12 protein-coding genes and 1 other annotated feature are annotated in these 18,971 nt (G+C 44.2%); of the genes, 4 read left to right on the forward strand and 8 right to left on the reverse strand.

Annotation, left to right across the window (positions count from 1 at the left end; translation table 11 throughout):
• Positions 1–150 precede the first annotated feature (150 nt).
• Genes thrC through thrA form a run of 3 tightly spaced genes read right to left on the reverse strand, consistent with a single transcriptional unit; the run spans position 151 to position 4,865 of the window.
• On the reverse strand, positions 151–1,431 hold the full coding sequence (gene thrC, locus VSA01S_RS01495; protein WP_039978891.1) for a threonine synthase: 1,281 nt from the start codon (positions 1,429–1,431) through the stop codon (positions 151–153).
• Complete coding sequence (gene thrB, locus VSA01S_RS01500; RefSeq protein WP_033003801.1) at positions 1,428–2,384, reverse strand: homoserine kinase; 957 nt, start codon at positions 2,382–2,384, stop codon at positions 1,428–1,430. Before thrB ends, thrC begins: the two co-directional genes overlap by 4 nt.
• Positions 2,385–2,405: 21 nt before the next feature.
• Positions 2,406–4,865 carry a bifunctional aspartate kinase/homoserine dehydrogenase I gene (gene thrA / locus VSA01S_RS01505; protein ID WP_039978889.1) on the reverse strand — a complete coding sequence of 820 codons (2,460 nt, stop codon included), beginning with the start codon at positions 4,863–4,865 and terminating at the stop codon, positions 2,406–2,408.
• Positions 4,866–4,919: 54 nt separating this feature from the next.
• Positions 4,920–5,036 (reverse strand) — a sequence feature (Thr leader region).
• A gap of 366 nt (positions 5,037–5,402) precedes the next feature.
• On the opposite strand from thrA, the gene VSA01S_RS01510 reads away from it, so the two are divergent.
• Positions 5,403–5,873 carry a ribonuclease regulator gene (locus VSA01S_RS01510; protein ID WP_039978888.1) on the forward strand — a complete coding sequence of 157 codons (471 nt, stop codon included), beginning with the start codon at positions 5,403–5,405 and terminating at the stop codon, positions 5,871–5,873.
• A gap of 4 nt (positions 5,874–5,877) precedes the next feature.
• On the opposite strand, the gene VSA01S_RS01515 is transcribed toward VSA01S_RS01510, so the two are convergent.
• Positions 5,878–6,366, reverse strand: coding sequence for a putative 4-hydroxy-4-methyl-2-oxoglutarate aldolase (locus tag VSA01S_RS01515; protein WP_039978887.1), 489 nt, complete (start codon positions 6,364–6,366; stop codon positions 5,878–5,880).
• A gap of 508 nt (positions 6,367–6,874) precedes the next feature.
• Here VSA01S_RS01515 and arcA point away from each other — a divergent pair.
• Positions 6,875–7,591, forward strand: a complete 717-nt coding sequence (gene arcA / locus VSA01S_RS01520; RefSeq protein WP_039978885.1) for a two-component system response regulator ArcA — start codon at positions 6,875–6,877, stop codon at positions 7,589–7,591.
• 231 nt (positions 7,592–7,822) lie between these two features.
• Here arcA and VSA01S_RS01525 read toward each other — a convergent pair whose 3' ends face one another.
• The 4 genes from VSA01S_RS01525 to VSA01S_RS01540 form a co-directional block, all read right to left on the reverse strand.
• Positions 7,823–8,281: a hypothetical protein gene (locus VSA01S_RS01525; RefSeq protein ID WP_050567251.1), complete on the reverse strand. Its 459-nt coding sequence runs from the start codon at positions 8,279–8,281 to the stop codon at positions 7,823–7,825.
• Positions 8,272–10,665 (reverse strand): aerobic respiration two-component sensor histidine kinase ArcB, encoded by a 2,394-nt coding sequence (arcB, locus tag VSA01S_RS01530; protein WP_039978884.1) that lies wholly within the window; start codon positions 10,663–10,665, stop codon positions 8,272–8,274. The genes VSA01S_RS01525 and arcB overlap by 10 nt, the downstream gene beginning before the upstream one ends.
• Before the next feature lie 210 nt (positions 10,666–10,875).
• Positions 10,876–11,799, reverse strand: a complete 924-nt coding sequence (gene mnmL, locus VSA01S_RS01535; protein ID WP_039978882.1) for a tRNA modification radical SAM protein MnmL/YtqA — start codon at positions 11,797–11,799, stop codon at positions 10,876–10,878.
• A gap of 251 nt (positions 11,800–12,050) precedes the next feature.
• Entirely contained in the window at positions 12,051–12,377 is a 327-nt protein-coding gene (locus VSA01S_RS01540) for a hypothetical protein (RefSeq protein ID WP_021709915.1), read from the reverse strand.
• A 58-nt stretch (positions 12,378–12,435) separates the two neighbouring features.
• Between VSA01S_RS01540 and gltB the strand changes: the two genes are divergently transcribed.
• Together gltB and VSA01S_RS01550 are read left to right on the forward strand one after the other, a co-directional pair.
• Positions 12,436–16,986, forward strand: coding sequence for a glutamate synthase large subunit (gene gltB, locus VSA01S_RS01545; RefSeq protein ID WP_039978880.1), 4,551 nt, complete (start codon positions 12,436–12,438; stop codon positions 16,984–16,986).
• Positions 16,986–18,455, forward strand: coding sequence for a glutamate synthase subunit beta (locus VSA01S_RS01550; protein WP_039978878.1), 1,470 nt, complete (start codon positions 16,986–16,988; stop codon positions 18,453–18,455). Before gltB ends, VSA01S_RS01550 begins: the two co-directional genes overlap by 1 nt.
• The last annotated feature ends 516 nt before the right edge of the window (positions 18,456–18,971 follow it).

Here is an 18,971-nt window from a genome sequence, read left to right on the forward strand (position 1 = left end):
TTATCATGGTTCATATGAAAAAGAAAAGTAGAGGTTCCAGTTTTCATTTTCACTTTCATTCATCAGCGAAGTTTGTTGCTGCCTCACCCAACGGGTAGTTAAACCACACAGCTGGCAGTTAAGCAACGGTGATCGCACACCACTAACTGGCTATTGCACTCGACGTAACACTGATTTCAGTGCTTGAAAATCTGCATCTAGATTTTCAGATAGCAATTCCATCGTAGCATGTTTCGCAAGTGGAGCTGGAAGCTCGATGTCCGTTTGCAGAATATCATCCACCACTTCTTTGAATTTCGCCGGATGCGCTGTACACAAGAATAAGCCTGTTTCATCCTCTTGCAATTGCTCTTCTAGTACACGGTATGCTATCGCACCATGTGGTTCACATAGATAGCCCAATGCATACAAATCTTTCACTGACTGAGCACTTTGCTGATCTGAAACAGCACCTTTACCTAGCGTTTCTAAGCCCCACTCTTTCACTCGACACAGCTCTTCGATTCGAGGCCAGTTATTAGGCTGACTGACATCCATAGCATTAGAAGTCGTCGCGACAGTTGGTTTTGGCTCCCATTGACCGGTTTCTAAGTAACGTGGCACAGTGTCATTAGCATTCGTAGCGGCAATAAAGCGCTTAATGGGCAAGCCCAATGCTTTTGCCAGAAGACCTGCGGTTAAATTACCAAAGTTACCACTTGGAACCGAAACCACTAAATTTTCACGCTGTTGTTTACTCATTTGCGCGGCGGCTTCAAAGTAATAGCAGATTTGTGCCATTAAGCGGCTAATATTGATTGAGTTGGCGGAGTTTAAGCCGATCTCTTCACGCAGTGCGCCATCATCAAAAGCCTGTTTAACCAGCGCCTGACAAGCATCAAAATCACCGTTAATCGCCACCGTGTGAATGTTTTTGCCTAATGTACAGAACAGCTTCTCTTGCAGTGGACTGATTTTGCCTTTTGGATAAAGAATCACAACATTGATATCTTCCATGCCGTAAAAAGCATGAGCAACAGCAGCACCAGTATCCCCAGACGTCGCTGTCAGAATTGTGATTTTGCCACCGTCCGAAACTGCCGCAAGGGATTGCGCCATAAAGCGGCCACCAAAGTCTTTAAACGCAAGGGTTGGCCCGTGGAATAGCTCTAGTGCATAAATGCCTTCTTTCACCGGGCGAATGGGAGCCGGAAATTGGAATGCGGCGTCAACGAGAGCATTCACCTGTTCTTGTGCTAACTCATCACCAATCAATGCTGACAAAATCTTGGTACTGCGAGAAACAAAGTCTTCTGCAAGTAATGCATCAATATTTTCAAATACAGGTAATTCCGCAGGAAAAAATAGACCTTGGTTACGACCTAACCCTTGGCGAACGGCTTGGCCAAAGGAAACTTGTTCATCATTTTCTTTTATATTGTAAAGCTTCATAGCTCACTTCCTGTTACTTTTGATCCTTGTTTATCTAGACGACAAACATGGACGAATCCTTGTTCATTTTGTACATAATTCTGCTCTAACCAGCGAGCCACTCGCTCAGCAACGTCTTTTTCTTTACAGATACTAAACAGCGTCGGACCACTACCAGAGATCCCAGTAGCAAGGGCACCTGCAGAGGTGGCATATTGACGAGCGTCGGCAAAACCTGGCAATAATTTCTCACGATAAGGTTCTGCGATCACGTCTTTAATCATTTTGGCAGCGAGCTCTGGTTGGCCAGAATGACACGCATGAATAAAGCCTGCAAGGTGACGACCATGCGCAATGATATCTTGTCGACGATATTGTGCCGGAAGGATCTCACGAGCCTCCGCGGTTGAGACCTTAATACCTGGATACGCCATCACCCAGTACCAATCATCAAAGCCGGGGACTTCTTGACTTATCACACCCAACTCTTCGAGGATTAATTGCACACCGCCGAGATAGCAAGGCGCCACATTATCATAGTGAACACCGCCAGAGATCTTACCTTCCATCTCTCCCATTAGTGCTAATAGTTCCGTTTCACTTAACACTTGTCCATGAAAGCGATTCAGTGCATCAAGAGCAGCCACGATAGAACATGCACTCGAGCCCAAGCCAGAACCAATCGGCATGTTTTTTTCTAGTGTCATTTCTAGCGGCTTGAGTTCCACACCCTTTTTTTTCAGCTCACGTGCAAACACCAGCCAGCAATCATAGACAATATTTTCTTTTGGTTCCTTGGGTAGCTTATCAACAAATTTGCCTGCAGTGTTTAACCGGAAAGACTCACTGCCTGCTTTCACACGTACCCTATCTCCCAATAAAGAGCCATCAATGGGAGAAACTGCCGCTCCTAATACATCAAAACCAACGCTTACATTACCAATTGATGCTGGTGCATAAACCACCACATCCATATCACCTGCGCTCATTGTCGTTTATACCCCTAGTTTCCAACCTAAAGTTCGCATTACATCAGAGAAAACACCAGCCGCCGTTACTTCTGTACCTGCACCATATCCACGAAGAACCAACGGAATTGGCTGGTAGTAACGACTGTAGAATGCCAGGGCATTTTCACCGTCTTTTATCTTAAACATGGGATCATTTTCATCCACTGCAGTCATACGTACCGCACATTTACCATCCATGATTTCACCGACATAACGCAGGACTTTGCCCTCTTCTGCTGCTTGAGTAGAGAGTGCTTTAAAGTAATCATCCGCTTCCGGTAAACGAGCCATGAACTGCTCAACACTTCCTGAAGCATCAAAGCCTGGTGGTAGCGCAGCCTCAACAACCACATCTTCTAGTTCAAGCGACATACCCGATTCACGGGCAAGGATAAGCAATTTACGTGCGACATCCATACCTGAAAGATCATCCCGAGGATCAGGCTCAGTAAAGCCATTTTGCTTAGCAATATTTGTCGCCTCACTAAGACTCATGCCTTCATCTAATTTACCAAAGATATAAGAAAGAGAGCCAGAAAGAATGCCACTAAAACGCTCCAGTTCGTCTCCTGCTGAAATAAGGTTTTGTAGGTTTTCGATAACAGGTAAACCTGCACCCACAGTCGTTTCATACATCAACTTACGGCGTGAGCTACGTGCGACATCACGAAGTTGGTGATAGTAAGTCATGCTTGCTGTATTTGCTTTTTTGTTGGGAGTAACCACATGGAAGCCTGCTGCAAGAAAGTCTGCATATTGACTTGCAATCGCTTCACTTGAAGTACAATCGACCAGAACAGGGTTGATAATATGGTTACGTTGCACCAAAGAAGTCAAACGAGCCAAGCTAAATTCTTCCGTAGAGGCCGACATACGATCACGCCAATGCTCTAATGGTAAACCTTCACTATCCAGTAGCAGACCTTTGCTGTTGGCTAAGCCACATACTCGAATGACGATGCCTTTCTCTGCCAATTTGGTTTGCTGACGTTCAATTTGATCGACCAATTCACCACCAACACCACCGACACCGACAACAAAAACATCAAGAAAATGCTTCGAGTTGAATAGATTTTCGTGACATGCCTTGATGGCTTCTGAAATTTTATCTTCAGGGATTACGGCTGAAATAGCGCGCTCCGATGAGCCCTGTGCAATAGCAACAATGTTAACATTCACTTCAGCAAGCGAAGAGAAAAAGCGTGAAGCCACACCACGAGAGGTCCGCATTCCATCGCCAACTAAGGTGACGATAGACACGTTATCGATAAAATCAACGGGTTCTAAAAGACCGTCTTTTAGCTCAAGTTCGAATGCATCAGATAGGGTCTGCTGCGCCTTTATTTTGTCTTGAGCTTCGATACAGAAGCTGATGCTGTACTCTGAAGAAGACTGAGTGATCAAAACGATGGAAACCCCTGCAGATGACATCGCACCAAAAACTCGGCTTGCCATGCCAACCATGCCTTTCATACCAGGGCCCGATACGTTGACCATTGTTAAATCATTAAGCGTAGTGATCCCTTTGATCTCAAGGTTATCTCCACCATTATCTTGGCCGATTAACGTGCCTTCGCCTTGTGGGTTGAAACTGTTTTTGATCAAACAAGGTATATGGAACTGAGCGATAGGTGCTATCGTTTTGGGATGTAAAACTGATGCGCCAAAATACGACAATTCCATCGCTTCCTGATAGCTCAAAGACTTCAGTAAACGTGCATCTTCCACTAAACGAGGATCACAGTTATAAACCCCATCCACATCTGTCCAAATTTCGCAACAATCTGCACGCAAGCAAGCGGCAAGCACCGCTGCTGAATAATCCGAACCATTACGCCCTAGAGTGACCAATTCTCCTTTCTCATTTCCAGCGGTAAAACCTGGCATAATGCTGACATGACCTTGAGGCAGAGGCGATTGCAAGAAGTTGTGCGTTGACACGTCAACATCAACCATAGCTTCCAAATGGTCGCCTTTTGCGAACAAATACTCTACCGGGTCGATCAGATACGCTCGCTGATTTTTTGCTTCCAGTACCGCCTTCATCAACTGAATAGAGATACGCTCGCCTTTGCTAATGATTCGAGCATTAACATTGTTTGGACACATACCCAGCAGGTTAATGCCATGAACAAACTGGCGTAATTGAGACAGTGAAGAGGTAACTTGCTCATCAAATGCTGAACTGTCTATATTTGGGATGACTCTTTGAATATCTTTCAGCAATGTGCTGAACGAGGCCTCTAACTCTTTAATCTGCAATTCTGCATCGCCACTGCGAAGTGCACTTTCAATCACAGCAACAAGCTTATTGGTCGTTTTACCTGGTGCCGATAGAACCACAGCAATTTCTTCTTGTTGAGCGTTATTTGCAATGATATCTGCCGCTCTTAAAAAGCGATCAGCATCCGCTAATGATGAACCGCCAAACTTTAATACTCGCATCCCTTCCTCCGGTATATCTTCTTAAATTTGTTGAATTTTATATTCTAAAAAGCATAAAAAAAGGCCTGTATCTTGTGGGATACAGGCCTTTTTTGTGAATTTCTTTCGCTCAGCAGCCTGCCCCAACATCGGTTGTGTCGGTAATAATGGTGGTCGTCATTAGGGCGGTATTATGAGTGTTCATTTCTGAGTTTGCTTATGCACTATTCTGTCTTTGTTTTGTCTACGTTTACCGAGTTTCTAACACAGAGTCAACAAAAAATGTCTCTTTTCTGAATGTCTATAACCAAATGAACTCAAATAATTGAAGTTTATCGACGAATCGGTATCTCTTGGAAATATAAGGATCCCAAACGATCTTAGGCGTATTTGTGACATGAATAACAAAAAACTGTGCCTCTGCCTTACATAATCACCGACTCAATGAGCCATTTTATGCTTTAATATTTAATACCCCTAAATAAGTTTAACCAGCCACATGAAAATCAGTCACCTGAAAATACAGTAAGGATCCAAGTCAACCAAGGAACGGTAAAGATGAAAAAATGGGCTTTGTTAATACTTGGTATGCTTCCATTCGCTGGCACTGCAAATGTGTTCCCCCCCTTATCACCCCAGTCAGCATCAGCTTCTCCACACAAGCTTTTTATTTCAGGAGACAATCAGCTTAACGATAATTTTGATGTATGGAGTATCGATAGTGGTTACGCTTATGAAGTGATCGACTCTGTCGATCTCTATATCGGAGCACGTCTCAATAATTCGTCAACCAATAACCAAAGTGGGCTGCTAAGTGGCGTTCGTTATCATTTAAATGAGCGTATTACACTCAACAGTTCACTTCGAACTAATAATAATGACACAATCGAAAATTCCAGCAAAGAAGGGCCCCTTGCAGCAGAGCTGACTAGCCGAGTAAGACTTTCTGAACATTTAGATATTCACGCTAGGTTAGATTACCAGAAACAGCAGCAGGGAGTTGAAATCGGGCTTGGATTTCGTTTTTAAAAAATTAGAGTGTCACCTTTAGCGCCTGATTAGCTATTAATACCCCATTCCAATCTGCGTAAACATAATGTTTAGGCTGTACCATTTGGTTGCGCATCGTCAAACTAATATTGATCTCTCCCATACCACGTTTTTGAGTTTTAAATGGGCAACTTCCCAAGGCTTGAATTCCAATATCCATTTGTGACATCTGCGCAACATCACGTATCGCTCCATAAACAATGATCCCCTCCCAGCCGTTATTCATAGCCAGCATCGCCAATTGATCCCCAAGTAATGCTTTGTGACAAGAGCCATGTCCATCAATAATGAGGACTTTACCTTGACCATTTTGCTGTAAAACTTCTCTCACTTTAGAATTATCGTGATAACAACGGACAGTAACAATTTCTCCCCAAAAAGCAAAACGTCGACCAAAATTTTGTAGGGGTAAATCCAATAGTGTGACCTTATCCTTAAACTGATCACAAAGAGTGGGGGTGATGTCTTTCATACTCCCTCCTTGAAAGTTTTACTCAAGTACTAAGTCCGTTTCTCTGATTGGACTCAATACACATAAAATAGCAGGACTCTAAAACTAAGCAGCTTTTAATGATTCTGGCATAGCAACACAATAAAGCTAAGTTGAAACCATTTACTTTTCGCCATCCCTGCTCTCAAACGTTTAACGACAGTTACATTTTCTCAATTGATGTAAATCAATAAACTGCATAAAATTAACATTTGACCATTGTTAGCATGCTGTTAACAATATAAAATCAACCTCATATTTTAGGGTTGTACATCTGTTGCCTTATAAGGCGAGAAATATCAGAAGCACTCTTAAAGAATAGACCTACCAGTGGATTCTGGTAAGTTGGCAAAACTCCATGGAGGGCGGATAGCTGGGTAACATTTTTGAAAACGAGTAATTATTATCAAAAACTTGTCCCCCATATGCTATATTTTTGCCTAGAATTTACTCTCTTAGCATAATGTTGTCACAAATTTAGGTACCGCCAATGCAAACCCCGCAGATTCTTATCGTAGAAGATGAGCAAGTAACTCGTAACACTCTTAAGAGTATTTTTGAAGCAGAGGGATACGCTGTTTTTGAAGCCAGCGACGGTGAAGAGATGCACCAAGTATTGTCTGAAAATTCAATTAACTTGGTTATTATGGACATCAATCTCCCTGGTAAGAATGGCCTTCTTCTAGCACGTGAGCTTCGTGAGCAAGCGAACATCGCTTTGATGTTCCTAACGGGCCGCGACAATGAAGTTGATAAAATTTTAGGTCTTGAAATCGGCGCGGATGATTACATTACCAAACCTTTCAATCCTCGTGAATTAACCATTCGTGCTCGTAATTTACTTAGCCGTTCTATGAATAGTCACCCTGTTCAGGAAGAAAAGCGCTTGGTAGAAAAATATGAATTCAATGGTTGGGTTCTCGACATCAACAGCCGCTCTCTTATCAACCCAACAGGTGATAGCTACAAGTTACCGCGCTCTGAGTTCCGTGCTCTGCTACATTTCTGCGAAAACCCAGGAAAGATACAAACACGTGCTGATCTACTGAAAAAAATGACAGGGCGTGAACTTAAGCCACATGATCGTACTGTTGATGTTACGATTCGCCGTATTCGTAAACACTTTGAATCAGTCTCAGGTACTCCAGAAATCATCGCAACGATCCACGGAGAGGGCTATCGCTTCTGTGGTGAATTGGAAGAGTAATCCGGCTTTAGTTAACTTTCTCGAAGCGTGATGACAAGGCTTGCACTTAACGCAAGCCTTTACTTCAAAATGTGACTACAGGTCATCACTCGCTTAAGACAAACTAGAATGGTTACTGATAAATGCTTCGAGCCTCATCGTAACTATTAACAGCAAAGGACTTTGAGCAAAGAGAAACTTTGAAGAAATAGAAGTTTTCAGCGGATAAAAGCTGGAATAACGTTAGTGTTATCAATAATATACCTTCTCTACTTTGACGCCTCTCTCTACTAACCAAGCTGTCTTACCTAATTTTTGTAGTAGTAAAGCCACTTCAAATCGCCTATTCATGTCGGCATCAACTTTTTGGGCAAAAACAACTTCCCAGTAATGTTGATCATGAATTCTGAGTTCAATTGTATCTTGTTGTATTTTCCATTCTTCACGACCTTGCTTAATGATCACTGCCTCGACCATGACATCTGCAGGCAAAGGTTTATCTGCACTAAAATAGAGAGAACCGTAGAGATAGTTATTTTTCTGCTTCTCCATAATAGGTACAAGATTTACCCATAAATGACTGTCTAGTTCGATGCGTGTTTTATTAAGCGTGATTTGATTGCCCTGATGCCAATTCAAAGCTGGAGAAAAATGGCATCCCGTCAAAAGTAAGATTAAAAATACTTTTAAAAACAAAATAGTTAATTGCATCTTTCTATTGATGCCTTTTGCTTAAGCCAAGCTTTTAGCACTTGAATATCATTTTGATACTCGTTTTTGATTTCTTCTACCCAATCAGAAATATTTTCCCACCAAGCTGGCATCTCTGGAGATTGGGCACATTGCGCAATATTTTGAATATGCTTTAAACCAATTGAACCTGCAGCACCTTTAATCTTATGAGCTTCAGATGCAATACCCTGCTGATCTTTAGCAACCATATTTGAGTCTAAAACTGCCAAATAATCCGGCATCATATCTTCAAACATTTTAATGTTTGCAAAGACAGGAGTAACACCAACTATCTCAATATAAGACTCTAACATTTCAAGATCGAGCAAATGAGTTCCAATCAGCTGAGGAGAAGGAATATCATCTTGACAAGGTTGTTTTCTGTTACATTCATTAAAAGTTTCGTGCGTATTTACTTCTACAAAATACTTATTGATCATCGCTTGTATCGCTTGAACAGCTAATGGTTTACTCAATACATCATCCATTCCGTTAACAAAATACTCCTGACGATCTCTTATTACATTCGCAGTCAACGCAACCAAAGGAGGCAAGCAATCATAGCGCTCCCGATATTGTCTTGCGACGTCAAAGCCTGTCATATCAGGTAACTGAATATCCAATAATACGAGATCATATTGCTCAGGCACAAAGCTGGTTAATGCTTCTTCACCAGTCATTGCAACCGTAACGGAATGACCTAGGCTTTCTAATAGTGACTTAGCAACGGTTACATTCAATTCAATATCTTCAACCATAAAAATATTTAAATGGATGGATTGCTGCTTAACCTCATTGCTTTGCTCAACCACATGGATAATAGGAACTCGTAGAGAAACAGTAAAGGTACTGCCAAAGCCTTCTTCACTGCTTACAGTGATGTCACCATCCATCATATTGATTAATTGCTTGGACACTGCTAGGCCAATACCCGTACCAACAGCGTGAAGATTATCTTTACCTGATTTAACTTGGTAATACATCGCAAATATTTTATCTATTTCGCTTTCAGGAATACCGATCCCTGTGTCTTCAATTTCAATAACGATATTAGCAAAAGCTTGGTTTTCATCACCCTGCTCAACATCAGCACTGACGGTCATCACTACCCCGCCTTCTTTGGTGAATTTCATCGCATTGCTAGTTAGGTTCCAAATCACCTGACGCAGGCGGGTTGCATCAACTTCAATGGCTTGAGGAAGATCACTTAACCGTTCTAAATCGAACCGAAGCCCCTTTTGTTCCGCCATTAATGCCGAGATGCTCTCTATTTCTGCAACAAAGTCTTCAAAGTTCAAAGGAGCTGGTAGCAATTCAAGTTTACGTCGATCGAATTTATCCATATCAATAATGTCGTTAAAGATATGGCCTAAAGTGATAGCACTCACATTGATGGTTTGCATGTATTTACGTTGTTCTGGCGTCAACGAGCTATCAAGTAACATACGACTCAAGCCAACGATGCCATTAAGTGGTGTTCGGAGTTCATGACTGATGGTTGAAATAAAGGTTGTTTTATCGCGGCTGGCTTTTTCCAATGACTCTTCATGTCGTTTACGCTCAGTGATATCACGACCAAATCCAACCAAGCCGAGGTGGCGGCCATCTTTGCTATAGAATGGGACTTTACGCAATTCAAAATAGTGCTTACGCCCATCCGGGTATTCTAACCACTGCTCATAGGTGATGGCTTGATTATCAACAAAGACTTTCTGGTCGGTGTTGACGATCGGCTCCGCAATCTCCTTACTGTAAACATCCCATGGACTCAAGCCGACTAATTGACTCTCCTTTTTGCCGGTTAATTCTTCCATTGCTCGGTTACATCCAGAGAAGACTCCTTGCGCATTCCGGTAATAAATCAGATCAGGAGATGCATCGATAAAAGATCGTAATAAGGCAGTTCGTTCAGCCAACTCTAATTGGGTGCGCTCACGCTGGTAGACTTCATTTTCTAAGTCTTGCATCGCTTCTTCGCGCCCTTCCTCTGCTTTTATGCGCTCTTCAATCTCTTGGTTGAGCTTTTCAATATTGTGCTGCAGTTGGATATTCAATTCATGATCACGAGAGCGCATATCTTTGAGTTTGGAGACCAACTTTGTCAGCCGTTGCCGTGATTCCTCTAATTGATCAACCACCACAGACAAAAAATACACCGCCCAAGGAGTGATTAATAACCCAAAAAAAACAGAACGAACGATATCGGTATCATTGACAATACCATTCAATGCCAACGTAATCCCCACTTGCACGACAACCGCCAGTGCGACTAGCGCCAAAGCCAGCAAAATGGAGAAACGAACAATACCTAGCTTCACTAAAAGATCGACATAGTACTGCGCAAGGTTTTTAATCGGCTTCATTTAAAACTCCATAGAACAAGCAAAACAGATCACTCAGGGTAGAGTGCAGTTTAACGTGTTTGATGAGTCGGTTGAAACTCCTCACCCTCAACTTAGAGTTGAACGTCACAAAGGATTATGAATAAATCGCAAACGTTTCTCTCTCACCCTATGCCAAACTCTATTTCACCAACGGCCGTGGTTCCAATCGCTATGGCACATTGCCTTGACTTAGATATATCCAAAAGGTTGATCGGTTAAAGATCCCTGCCCTCCATCTCGCTCCAATGCATGACTAATTTCGGTCATCGCGAGCCAGCGGTTCTCACACCACAGTGGTGATAGCAAGGTTGGACGACGCGCCGCAGAAGAAACACGATGGTAAATCACCTCTTTTGGAGTCATGCGGATCATTTCACTGGCGATCGCAACATACTCTTCAAGTTCAGGAGCTTCTAACTTTTCAGCACGCCAAGCTTTTGCCATGGTACTGCCTTCAACAATGTGTAGACCGTGAAGCTTGATGCCGTCAGTACCGACTTCGAGCACTTTACACAGCGTTTCAAAGTTATCATCACGAGTTTCTTTCGGTAAACCAACGATCAAGTGAGTGCACACTTTAATACCTAAATCTCGAGCGCGTTTGGTAATCTCGGCATAGCATGCAAAATCATGACCCCGATTGATACGCTTGAGAGTTCTATCATTTGCAGTTTGCAACCCCAGTTCCAACCAAATTTCGTAGCCTTGATTCACATAGCCAGAGAGTAATTCCAAAACGGCATCAGGCACGCAATCGGGACGAGTCCCCACACAAAGGCCAACAATATCCGCCGCTTTTAATGCTTCTTCATACATCGCTTTAAGTACTTGCACTTCGGCATAGGTGCTTGTGTAGGCTTGAAAATAAGCCAAATATTTCTTTGCTCGCTGAATCTCTGCGGCGCGATCTTGCAATTGTTCATGAATACTTTTATTACGTTCACTTTCATTGGCAAAGGAAGCAACATTGCAAAAGGTGCATCCACCTCGTCCAATCGTGCCATCACGATTGGGGCAACTAAACCCGCCATGTAAAGTCAGCTTATGGACTTTTTCACCATAACGACGTTGAAGATCTTGTCCTATTGTGTTCACTAATTGGTGTAGTTGCACGATTTAACCTTATTTCAACCCATCGATAAGTCAGTTCTCTCAGCAGCTCAGTGGAGGCATGGTCAAGCACGTCTTAATTAACATGCAACGTTTTAGCTACACGCTCAAAGCACAACGCCAAAAATGTAATTAAATTACAAAAAATACTGAGTAAAAATCATTATTTTAATCAATAAAAACCAACCAAGAATGATTTTAAATCAATAAAACCGCATAATAAACGAACCAAATATCGTAATGTTGCGTACTTGTTAATCTAATCGTGCATATTTAGACAAAATAAATTCATCAAATAAAGCGACTTTTGATTGCATAAACCGCACTCTAGATTGTAGGATAGTTACACAAACCGCTGTTTTTGTAACTTTTATTACACTGTCTACAGTGGTTATAACCTGTGTTATCCCAAGCCTACCAAGATAAACCACTACTAAGTGATAAAAAAGAAAGCGATAACACCAAGGAATGTTTTTCTCGCAATATTTTTCAGTGAGAGACGGAAAGGAATCAAAACTGGCTACCTCAGCCAGTGGCGAGTAATGCACATAAGGACAAGACGCAGCCCCATTACCAGTCATGATGGATTCATCTTGGTTTGGCGGGTTGTGCGTCAACATCAACTGGAAGGATGTATCTATGGTCGATAGAGAGCAAAGTTCACACGGGCTCTATACTCCTGAATTGGAGCATGACGCTTGTGGTATCGGTTTTGTTGCTCACCTCAAAAACCGTAAATCTCATGACGTGGTGACGCAAGCATTAGATATGCTGGCTCGCATGGAACACCGTGGTGGTCAAGGTTGTGACCCATGCAGCGGTGATGGTGCGGGTATCTTGCTACAAAAACCTCATGAATTCCTATTAGAAGAAGCGGTTAAGTTAGGCATTAAGCTGCCTTCGTTTGAAAAATATGGTGTAGGCGTCGTTCTTTTCCCGAAAGACGAATACAAACGCGAGCAATGCCGTGACATTCTAGAACGTAACGCACAACGTCTAGACCTTGAAGTTATCGGCTACCGCATTCTACCAACCGATAACTCAATGATCGGTGCAGATCCACTGAGCACGGAGCCTCAATTTGAGCATGTGTTTATCTCTGGTGGGCCTGGTATTACGCCTGAAGAGCTAGAACGAAAACTGTACGTACTTCGTAACTACACAGTACGAGTCTGCCTAGAAAGTGTTTCGAACATTGGTGACGACTTCTACATTAACTCCATGTCTTATAAGACATTAGTGTATAAAGGTCAGTTGACGACCGAGCAAGTACCTCAGTACTTCCTTGATCTGCAAAACCCGACCATGGTGACTGCACTGGCACTGGTACATTCTCGCTTCTCTACCAATACCTTCCCGAAATGGCGTCTTGCACAGCCTTTCCGTTACATTGCCCACAACGGTGAAATCAATACCGTTCGCGGTAACTTGAACTGGATGAAGGCCCGTGAAGCTATCTTAGAATCAGACCTGTTTACTCAGGCTGAAATCGACATGCTGCTTCCAATCTGTCAGGAAGGCAGCTCTGATTCATCTAACTTCGATATGGCACTTGAGCTCCTCGTTCTTTCTGGTCGTAGCCTACCACACGCATTGATGATGATGATTCCGGAAGCATGGCAAGAAAATAAAAACATGGATCCTAAGCGTCGCGCATTCTATCAATACCACGCGAACATCATGGAACCATGGGATGGCCCTGCTTCAGTATGTTTTACTGATGGTGTTCAAGTTGGTGCGACACTCGACCGTAACGGTTTGCGCCCTTCTCGCTACACAGTGACCAAAGACAACTTCCTGGTGATGGCATCTGAATCTGGTGTTGTGGATATTGAGCCAGAGAACGTTGAGTTCCGTGGCCGTCTACAACCAGGTCGTATCTTCGTTGCAGACCTAGAACAAGGTCGCATCATCTCTGATGAAGAAGTGAAAGACACCATCGCAACAGCGCAGCCTTACGAGAATTGGGTAGAAGAAAACCTACTGAGCTTGAAGAAGCTGCCAGATGCGAGCAACCAGTTCAGCCAACCTTCTCCTGAACGTTTGCTGCACCGTCAACAAGCTTTCGGTGTGAGCACTGAAGAAGTGAACGAAATCATCGTTCCAATGGCGAATGATGCGAAAGAGCCATTATCCGCCATGGGTGCAGACTGGCCTCTTGCGGTTCTATCTCATCAGTCTCAGCATCTTTCAAACTACTTCAAGCAGCTGTTTGCACAGGTAACTAACCCACCGATCGACCCGATCCGTGAGCGTATGGTTATGTCGCTGAACACTTACTTGGGTAAAGACCAAAACCTTCTGACTGAAACACCACTTCACTGTCAGAAAGTCGAATTGGAATCACCTGTTCTAGCGAACTCTGAGCTTGAAAAGCTGCGTGCGATCGATAACGAGCACCTACAAGCGAAGACGCTGGATATCGTATTCCAAGCCAATGAAGATAAAGGCAAGCTTGAACGTGCACTAAAACGTATCTGCCAATACGCAGAAGACGCAGTTATCGATGGTTACTCAATCATCCTACTCACTGACCGTGCAGTGAACTCAAACCACGCGGCGATCCCTGCAATGCTGGCCGTTGGCGCAGTCCACCACCACTTGATCCGCAAAGGTCTACGTGCGAAGTGTGACATCGTAGTTGAAACCGGTGACGCGCGTGAAACGCACCACTTTGCAACGCTACTGGGTTACGGCGCGAATGCGGTTAACCCATACCTAGTGATTGAAACCATCATTGAACTTCAACGTACGAAAAAGTTGGATCCAGAAGCGAACCCTCGCGATCTGTTCAACAACTACCGTAAAGCGATCAACGGCGGTCTTCTGAAGATCTTCTCGAAGATGGGTATCTCAACACTACAGTCGTACCACGGCGCGCAAATCTTCGAAGCCTTGGGCATCCACAAATCAGTAGTAGACAAATACTTCACAGGTACGGTTTCTCGTATCCAAGGTCTCACCCTTGATGATATCGCCAAAGAGGTACTTATCCGTCATCGCATCGGTTACCCACAACGCGAAATTCCAATTCAAATGCTGGATGTTGGTGGTGTTTACCAGTGGAAACAGCGTGGTGAGAAGCACCTATTCAACCCAGAAACCATTTCTCTACTACAAGAGTCTACGCGCAACAAGAACTACGATCAGTTCAAGCAGTACGCAACTGCTGTCGATAAACAAGGCGACAATGCAGTAACCCTGCGTAGCCAGCTAGAATTCATTAAGAACCCAGCAGGTTCTATCTCTATCGACGAAATCGAGCCAATTGAAAGCATCGTGAAACGCTTCGCGACCGGTGCAATGTCATTCGGTTCTATTTCTTACGAAGCACACTCCACACTTGCTGTTGCGATGAACCGCCTTGGCGCGAAATCGAACTCTGGCGAAGGTGGTGAAGACCCAATGCGTTTCGAGCGCAAAGACAACGGCGATTGGGAACGCTCTGCGATCAAGCAGGTGGCTTCTGGTCGTTTCGGCGTCACCTCTTACTACCTAACTAACGCTGAAGAGCTGCAAATCAAGATGGCTCAAGGTGCTAAGCCAGGTGAAGGTGGTCAGCTACCAGGCGATAAAGTAGATGAATGGATCGGTGCAACACGTCACTCAACTCCGGGCGTCGGTCTTATCTCACCACCACCACACCACGATATCTACTCAATCGAAGATTTAGCTCAGCTGATCTACGACTTGAAAAATGCGAATCGTGCAGGTCGTGTCAACGTGAAGCTGGTATCGGAAGCTGGCGTAGGTACGATCGCTTCTGGTGTAGCGAAAGCGAAAGCGGACGTTGTACTTATCGCAGGTTTCGACGGCGGTACAGGTGCATCACCCATGTCTTCAATCCGTCATACTGGTCTTCCTTGGGAGCTAGGTTTGGCCGAAACGCACCAAACGCTACTGAAGAACGGTCTGCGTAACCGTATCGTGGTTCAAGCGGATGGCCAGATGAAGACACCTCGTGACCTTGCAGTAGCAACACTACTCGGTGCTGAAGAATGGGGCGTAGCAACCGCAGCATTGGTGGTTGAAGGTTGTATCATGATGCGTAAGTGTCATAAGAACACCTGTCCTGTTGGTATCGCGACTCAAAACAAGACGCTGCGCGAGCGCTTTGATGGTCGTGTAGAAGACGTCGTAACCTTCTTCCAATACATGGCACAAGGTCTGCGTGAAATCATGGCTGAACTTGGCTTCCGCACTATCGATGAGATGGTCGGTCAAGGTCAGAAGCTGAAGGTGCGCCAAGACGTTTCTCACTGGAAATACAAGAATCTTGATCTGTCTCCTGTTCTCCATGTTGAGCAACCCCGCGAAGCGGATGGTGTATTCAACCAAGCTCAGCAGAACCACAACCTAGAAGAAGTACTAGACCGTAAGCTGATTCAAGCAGCGATTCCTGCACTCGAGAAAGGCGAAGCGGTGAATGCCGAGTTCCCTATCGTCAACACGGACCGCTCTGCAGGTACCATGTTGTCGAACGAAATCTCCAAAGTGTACAAAGATGCCGGTCTACCTCAACCAATGAACGTCAAGTTCAAAGGTTCTGCAGGTCAGTCATTCGGTGCTTTCCTAGCTAAGGGCGTGAAGTTCGAAGTGGAAGGTGATGCGAACGACTACTGGGGTAAAGGCTTATCTGGCGGTACGTTAGTGCTTTACCCAGACGCGAAATCAAGCATTGTCGCCGAAGACAACATAGTGGTGGGTAACGTGTGTTTCTACGGTGCAACTTCGGGTGAGTCTTTCATTCGCGGTATGGCTGGTGAGCGTTTTTGTGTTCGCAACTCAGGTGCGACAGTCGTAGTAGAAGGCGTCGGTGACCACGGTTGTGAATACATGACTGGCGGTGCAGCCGTCATCCTTGGTTCAACAGGTCGTAACTTTGCTGCAGGTATGAGTGGCGGCGTGGCTTACGTATGGGATAAATCCGGTGACTTTGAGTCAAAACTGAACCCAGAGCTGGTAGACCTCGACCCCATCGAGCAAGAAGACCGAGATCTATTACTCGACATGCTCACTAAGCATGTTCAATTCACAGGAAGTGAAGTCGCTCAGTCTTTCCTAGACAACTTTGAAGCCAGCTTGGCCACCTTGGTTAAGGTTATGCCACGTGATTACAAAGCCGTCCTTCAAAAACGTAAAACTGAAGCGCAGTCTCAAGGAAACGAAACTCAAGCGGAGGCCGTATAATGGGTAAGCCTACTGGATTTTTAGAGCATGGACGTGAACTGCCACAGAAGATCGACCCGGCAGTGCGTATCAAGAACAATAAAGAGTTTGTTCTCAACGAAGAGTTTGGTGACAAAATCAATACACAGGCTTCTCGTTGTATGGACTGTGGTGTGCCGTTTTGTCATAACGGCTGCCCTATCGGTAATATCATCCCAGAATTTAATGATGCGGTTTATCGTGATAGCTGGGAAGAAGCATGGAACATTCTAAGTTCAACCAATAATTTCCCAGAGTTTACTGGTCGTGTCTGTCCTGCTCCATGTGAAAGTGCTTGTGTACTTGGCATTAACCAAGACCCAATCACCATCTGTAATATCGAGAAAACCATCGTAGAAACCGCGTATCGTGAAGGATACGCCAAACCCAAAACACCGCGTTCTCGCAGTGGTAAAACCGTCGCGATCATCGGTTCAGGCCCTGCTGGCCTCGCAGCCGCTGAACAGCTCAACAGCGCTGGGCATACTGTGACGGTATTCGAGCGAGACGAGAAAGTAGGCGGTCTGCTACGTTTTGGTATCCCAGACTTCAAATTGGGCATGGACGTCATTGATCGTAAGATCAACTTAATGGCAGAAGCAGGCATCGAATTTAAAGTAAACCAACATATTGGTGTTGACGTAAATGCTCAGCAACTGCGTCAAGAGTTTGATGTGGTGTTATTGACTGGCGGATCAACAGTTCCACGTAACTTACCAGTTCCAGGCCGCGAGCTAAAAGGCGTTCATTTTGCGATGGAGTTCTTAGGACAAAACAACCGTCGCGCCAACAACATGGATCTCAAAACAGAAGAGATCCATGCGAAAGGTAAACATGTGGTCGTTATCGGTGGCGGTGATACGGGTTCTGACTGTGTAGGTACTTCTAATCGTCATGGTGCAGCAAGTATCACTCAGGTTGAAATCATGCCGATCCCACCAGAGAAACGCCCTGCAAATATGCCATGGCCACAGTACCCAATGATCCTACGTACATCGACGTCTCACGAAGAAGGCGTTGATCGTCACTGGAACATCCTGACCAAAGAATTCATTGGTAATGACAAAGGTGAAGTTACAGGACTTCGTCTGGCTGATATCGTTTGGCAAGATGCGAAACCTGGCGAGCGTCCAAGCTTCAAAGAAGTAGAAGGCAGCGAGCGTGTGATTCCATGTGATATGGCATTCCTAGCGATGGGCTTCCTACATCCAGAGCCAACAGGCGTGCTTGCTCAACTGGATATCGCTTTAGACGAGCGCGGTAACGTAGCCACTCAAGGATTTGCGACTAACCAAGAAGGCATATTTGCAGCTGGTGATATGCGAACAGGCCAATCTTTGGTGGTTCGTTGTATCAACGAAGGTCGCGAATGTGCCCGTGCTATCGATGATTACCTCATGGGTAACACCAATCTAGAAGCAAAAGCAGACTCCTTAATGCTATCTGCCTAACATAACGCTTTACCCTTATATGCCTCAGGGAAACGACCTGAGGCAAGATTTCCTTCCAAGGCCTTTTGACCAGCCTTCTGTAGCTAAATGATATCAGTATACCTATTTCCAACCGACTGAGCTCCTTAACTATACGCTGGTCTTTTTTAGACTAAAGCTAACAAACACCTCATAGCTCAATAGACTTTACGGAAATTATTGCAACCCCCAAATCAGGCAAACGCCACCTCTACAAATAGACCACTCATTGGCTAACAAGTGTTTTTCTTTACCTCTTTTCTACTCTCTTTCCTCTCTTTTTTCTACTCTCTTTCTTCACTCCGCTATGGAAGAAATAGCACGACAAAGTGCAACTGAAAGCCCAATGTAGATGAATAATTCACAAAACTAACATTCGCATTATTAATCACTATTTACTTGACCTTTTTTCTTCCAAGCTATAGCTTGTTTGACTATTGAGCACAAAAATGACATCTATCAAAAAATAAATAGTCTCAAATCCTGAATAACCATCAA

It is taken from the genome of Vibrio sagamiensis NBRC 104589 (assembly GCF_007990935.1).
GTDB classification, from domain to species: domain Bacteria; phylum Pseudomonadota; class Gammaproteobacteria; order Enterobacterales; family Vibrionaceae; genus Vibrio; species Vibrio sagamiensis.

Coding starts and splice junctions, on each gene's coding strand:
- thrC (WP_039978891.1), bottom strand. CDS start 1,431: ATGAAGCTTTACAATATAAAAGAAAATGATGAACAAGTTTCCTTTGGC.
- thrB (WP_033003801.1), bottom strand. CDS start 2,384: ATGGATGTGGTGGTTTATGCACCAGCATCAATTGGTAATGTAAGCGTT.
- thrA (WP_039978889.1), bottom strand. CDS start 4,865: ATGCGAGTATTAAAGTTTGGCGGTTCATCATTAGCGGATGCTGATCGC.
- VSA01S_RS01510 (WP_039978888.1), top strand. CDS start 5,403: ATGAAAAAATGGGCTTTGTTAATACTTGGTATGCTTCCATTCGCTGGC.
- VSA01S_RS01515 (WP_039978887.1), bottom strand. CDS start 6,366: ATGAAAGACATCACCCCCACTCTTTGTGATCAGTTTAAGGATAAGGTC.
- arcA (WP_039978885.1), top strand. CDS start 6,875: ATGCAAACCCCGCAGATTCTTATCGTAGAAGATGAGCAAGTAACTCGT.
- VSA01S_RS01525 (WP_050567251.1), bottom strand. CDS start 8,281: ATGCAATTAACTATTTTGTTTTTAAAAGTATTTTTAATCTTACTTTTG.
- arcB (WP_039978884.1), bottom strand. CDS start 10,665: ATGAAGCCGATTAAAAACCTTGCGCAGTACTATGTCGATCTTTTAGTG.
- VSA01S_RS01540 (WP_021709915.1), bottom strand. CDS start 12,377: ATGACTGGTAATGGGGCTGCGTCTTGTCCTTATGTGCATTACTCGCCA.
- gltB (WP_039978880.1), top strand. CDS start 12,436: ATGGTCGATAGAGAGCAAAGTTCACACGGGCTCTATACTCCTGAATTG.
- VSA01S_RS01550 (WP_039978878.1), top strand. CDS start 16,986: ATGGGTAAGCCTACTGGATTTTTAGAGCATGGACGTGAACTGCCACAG.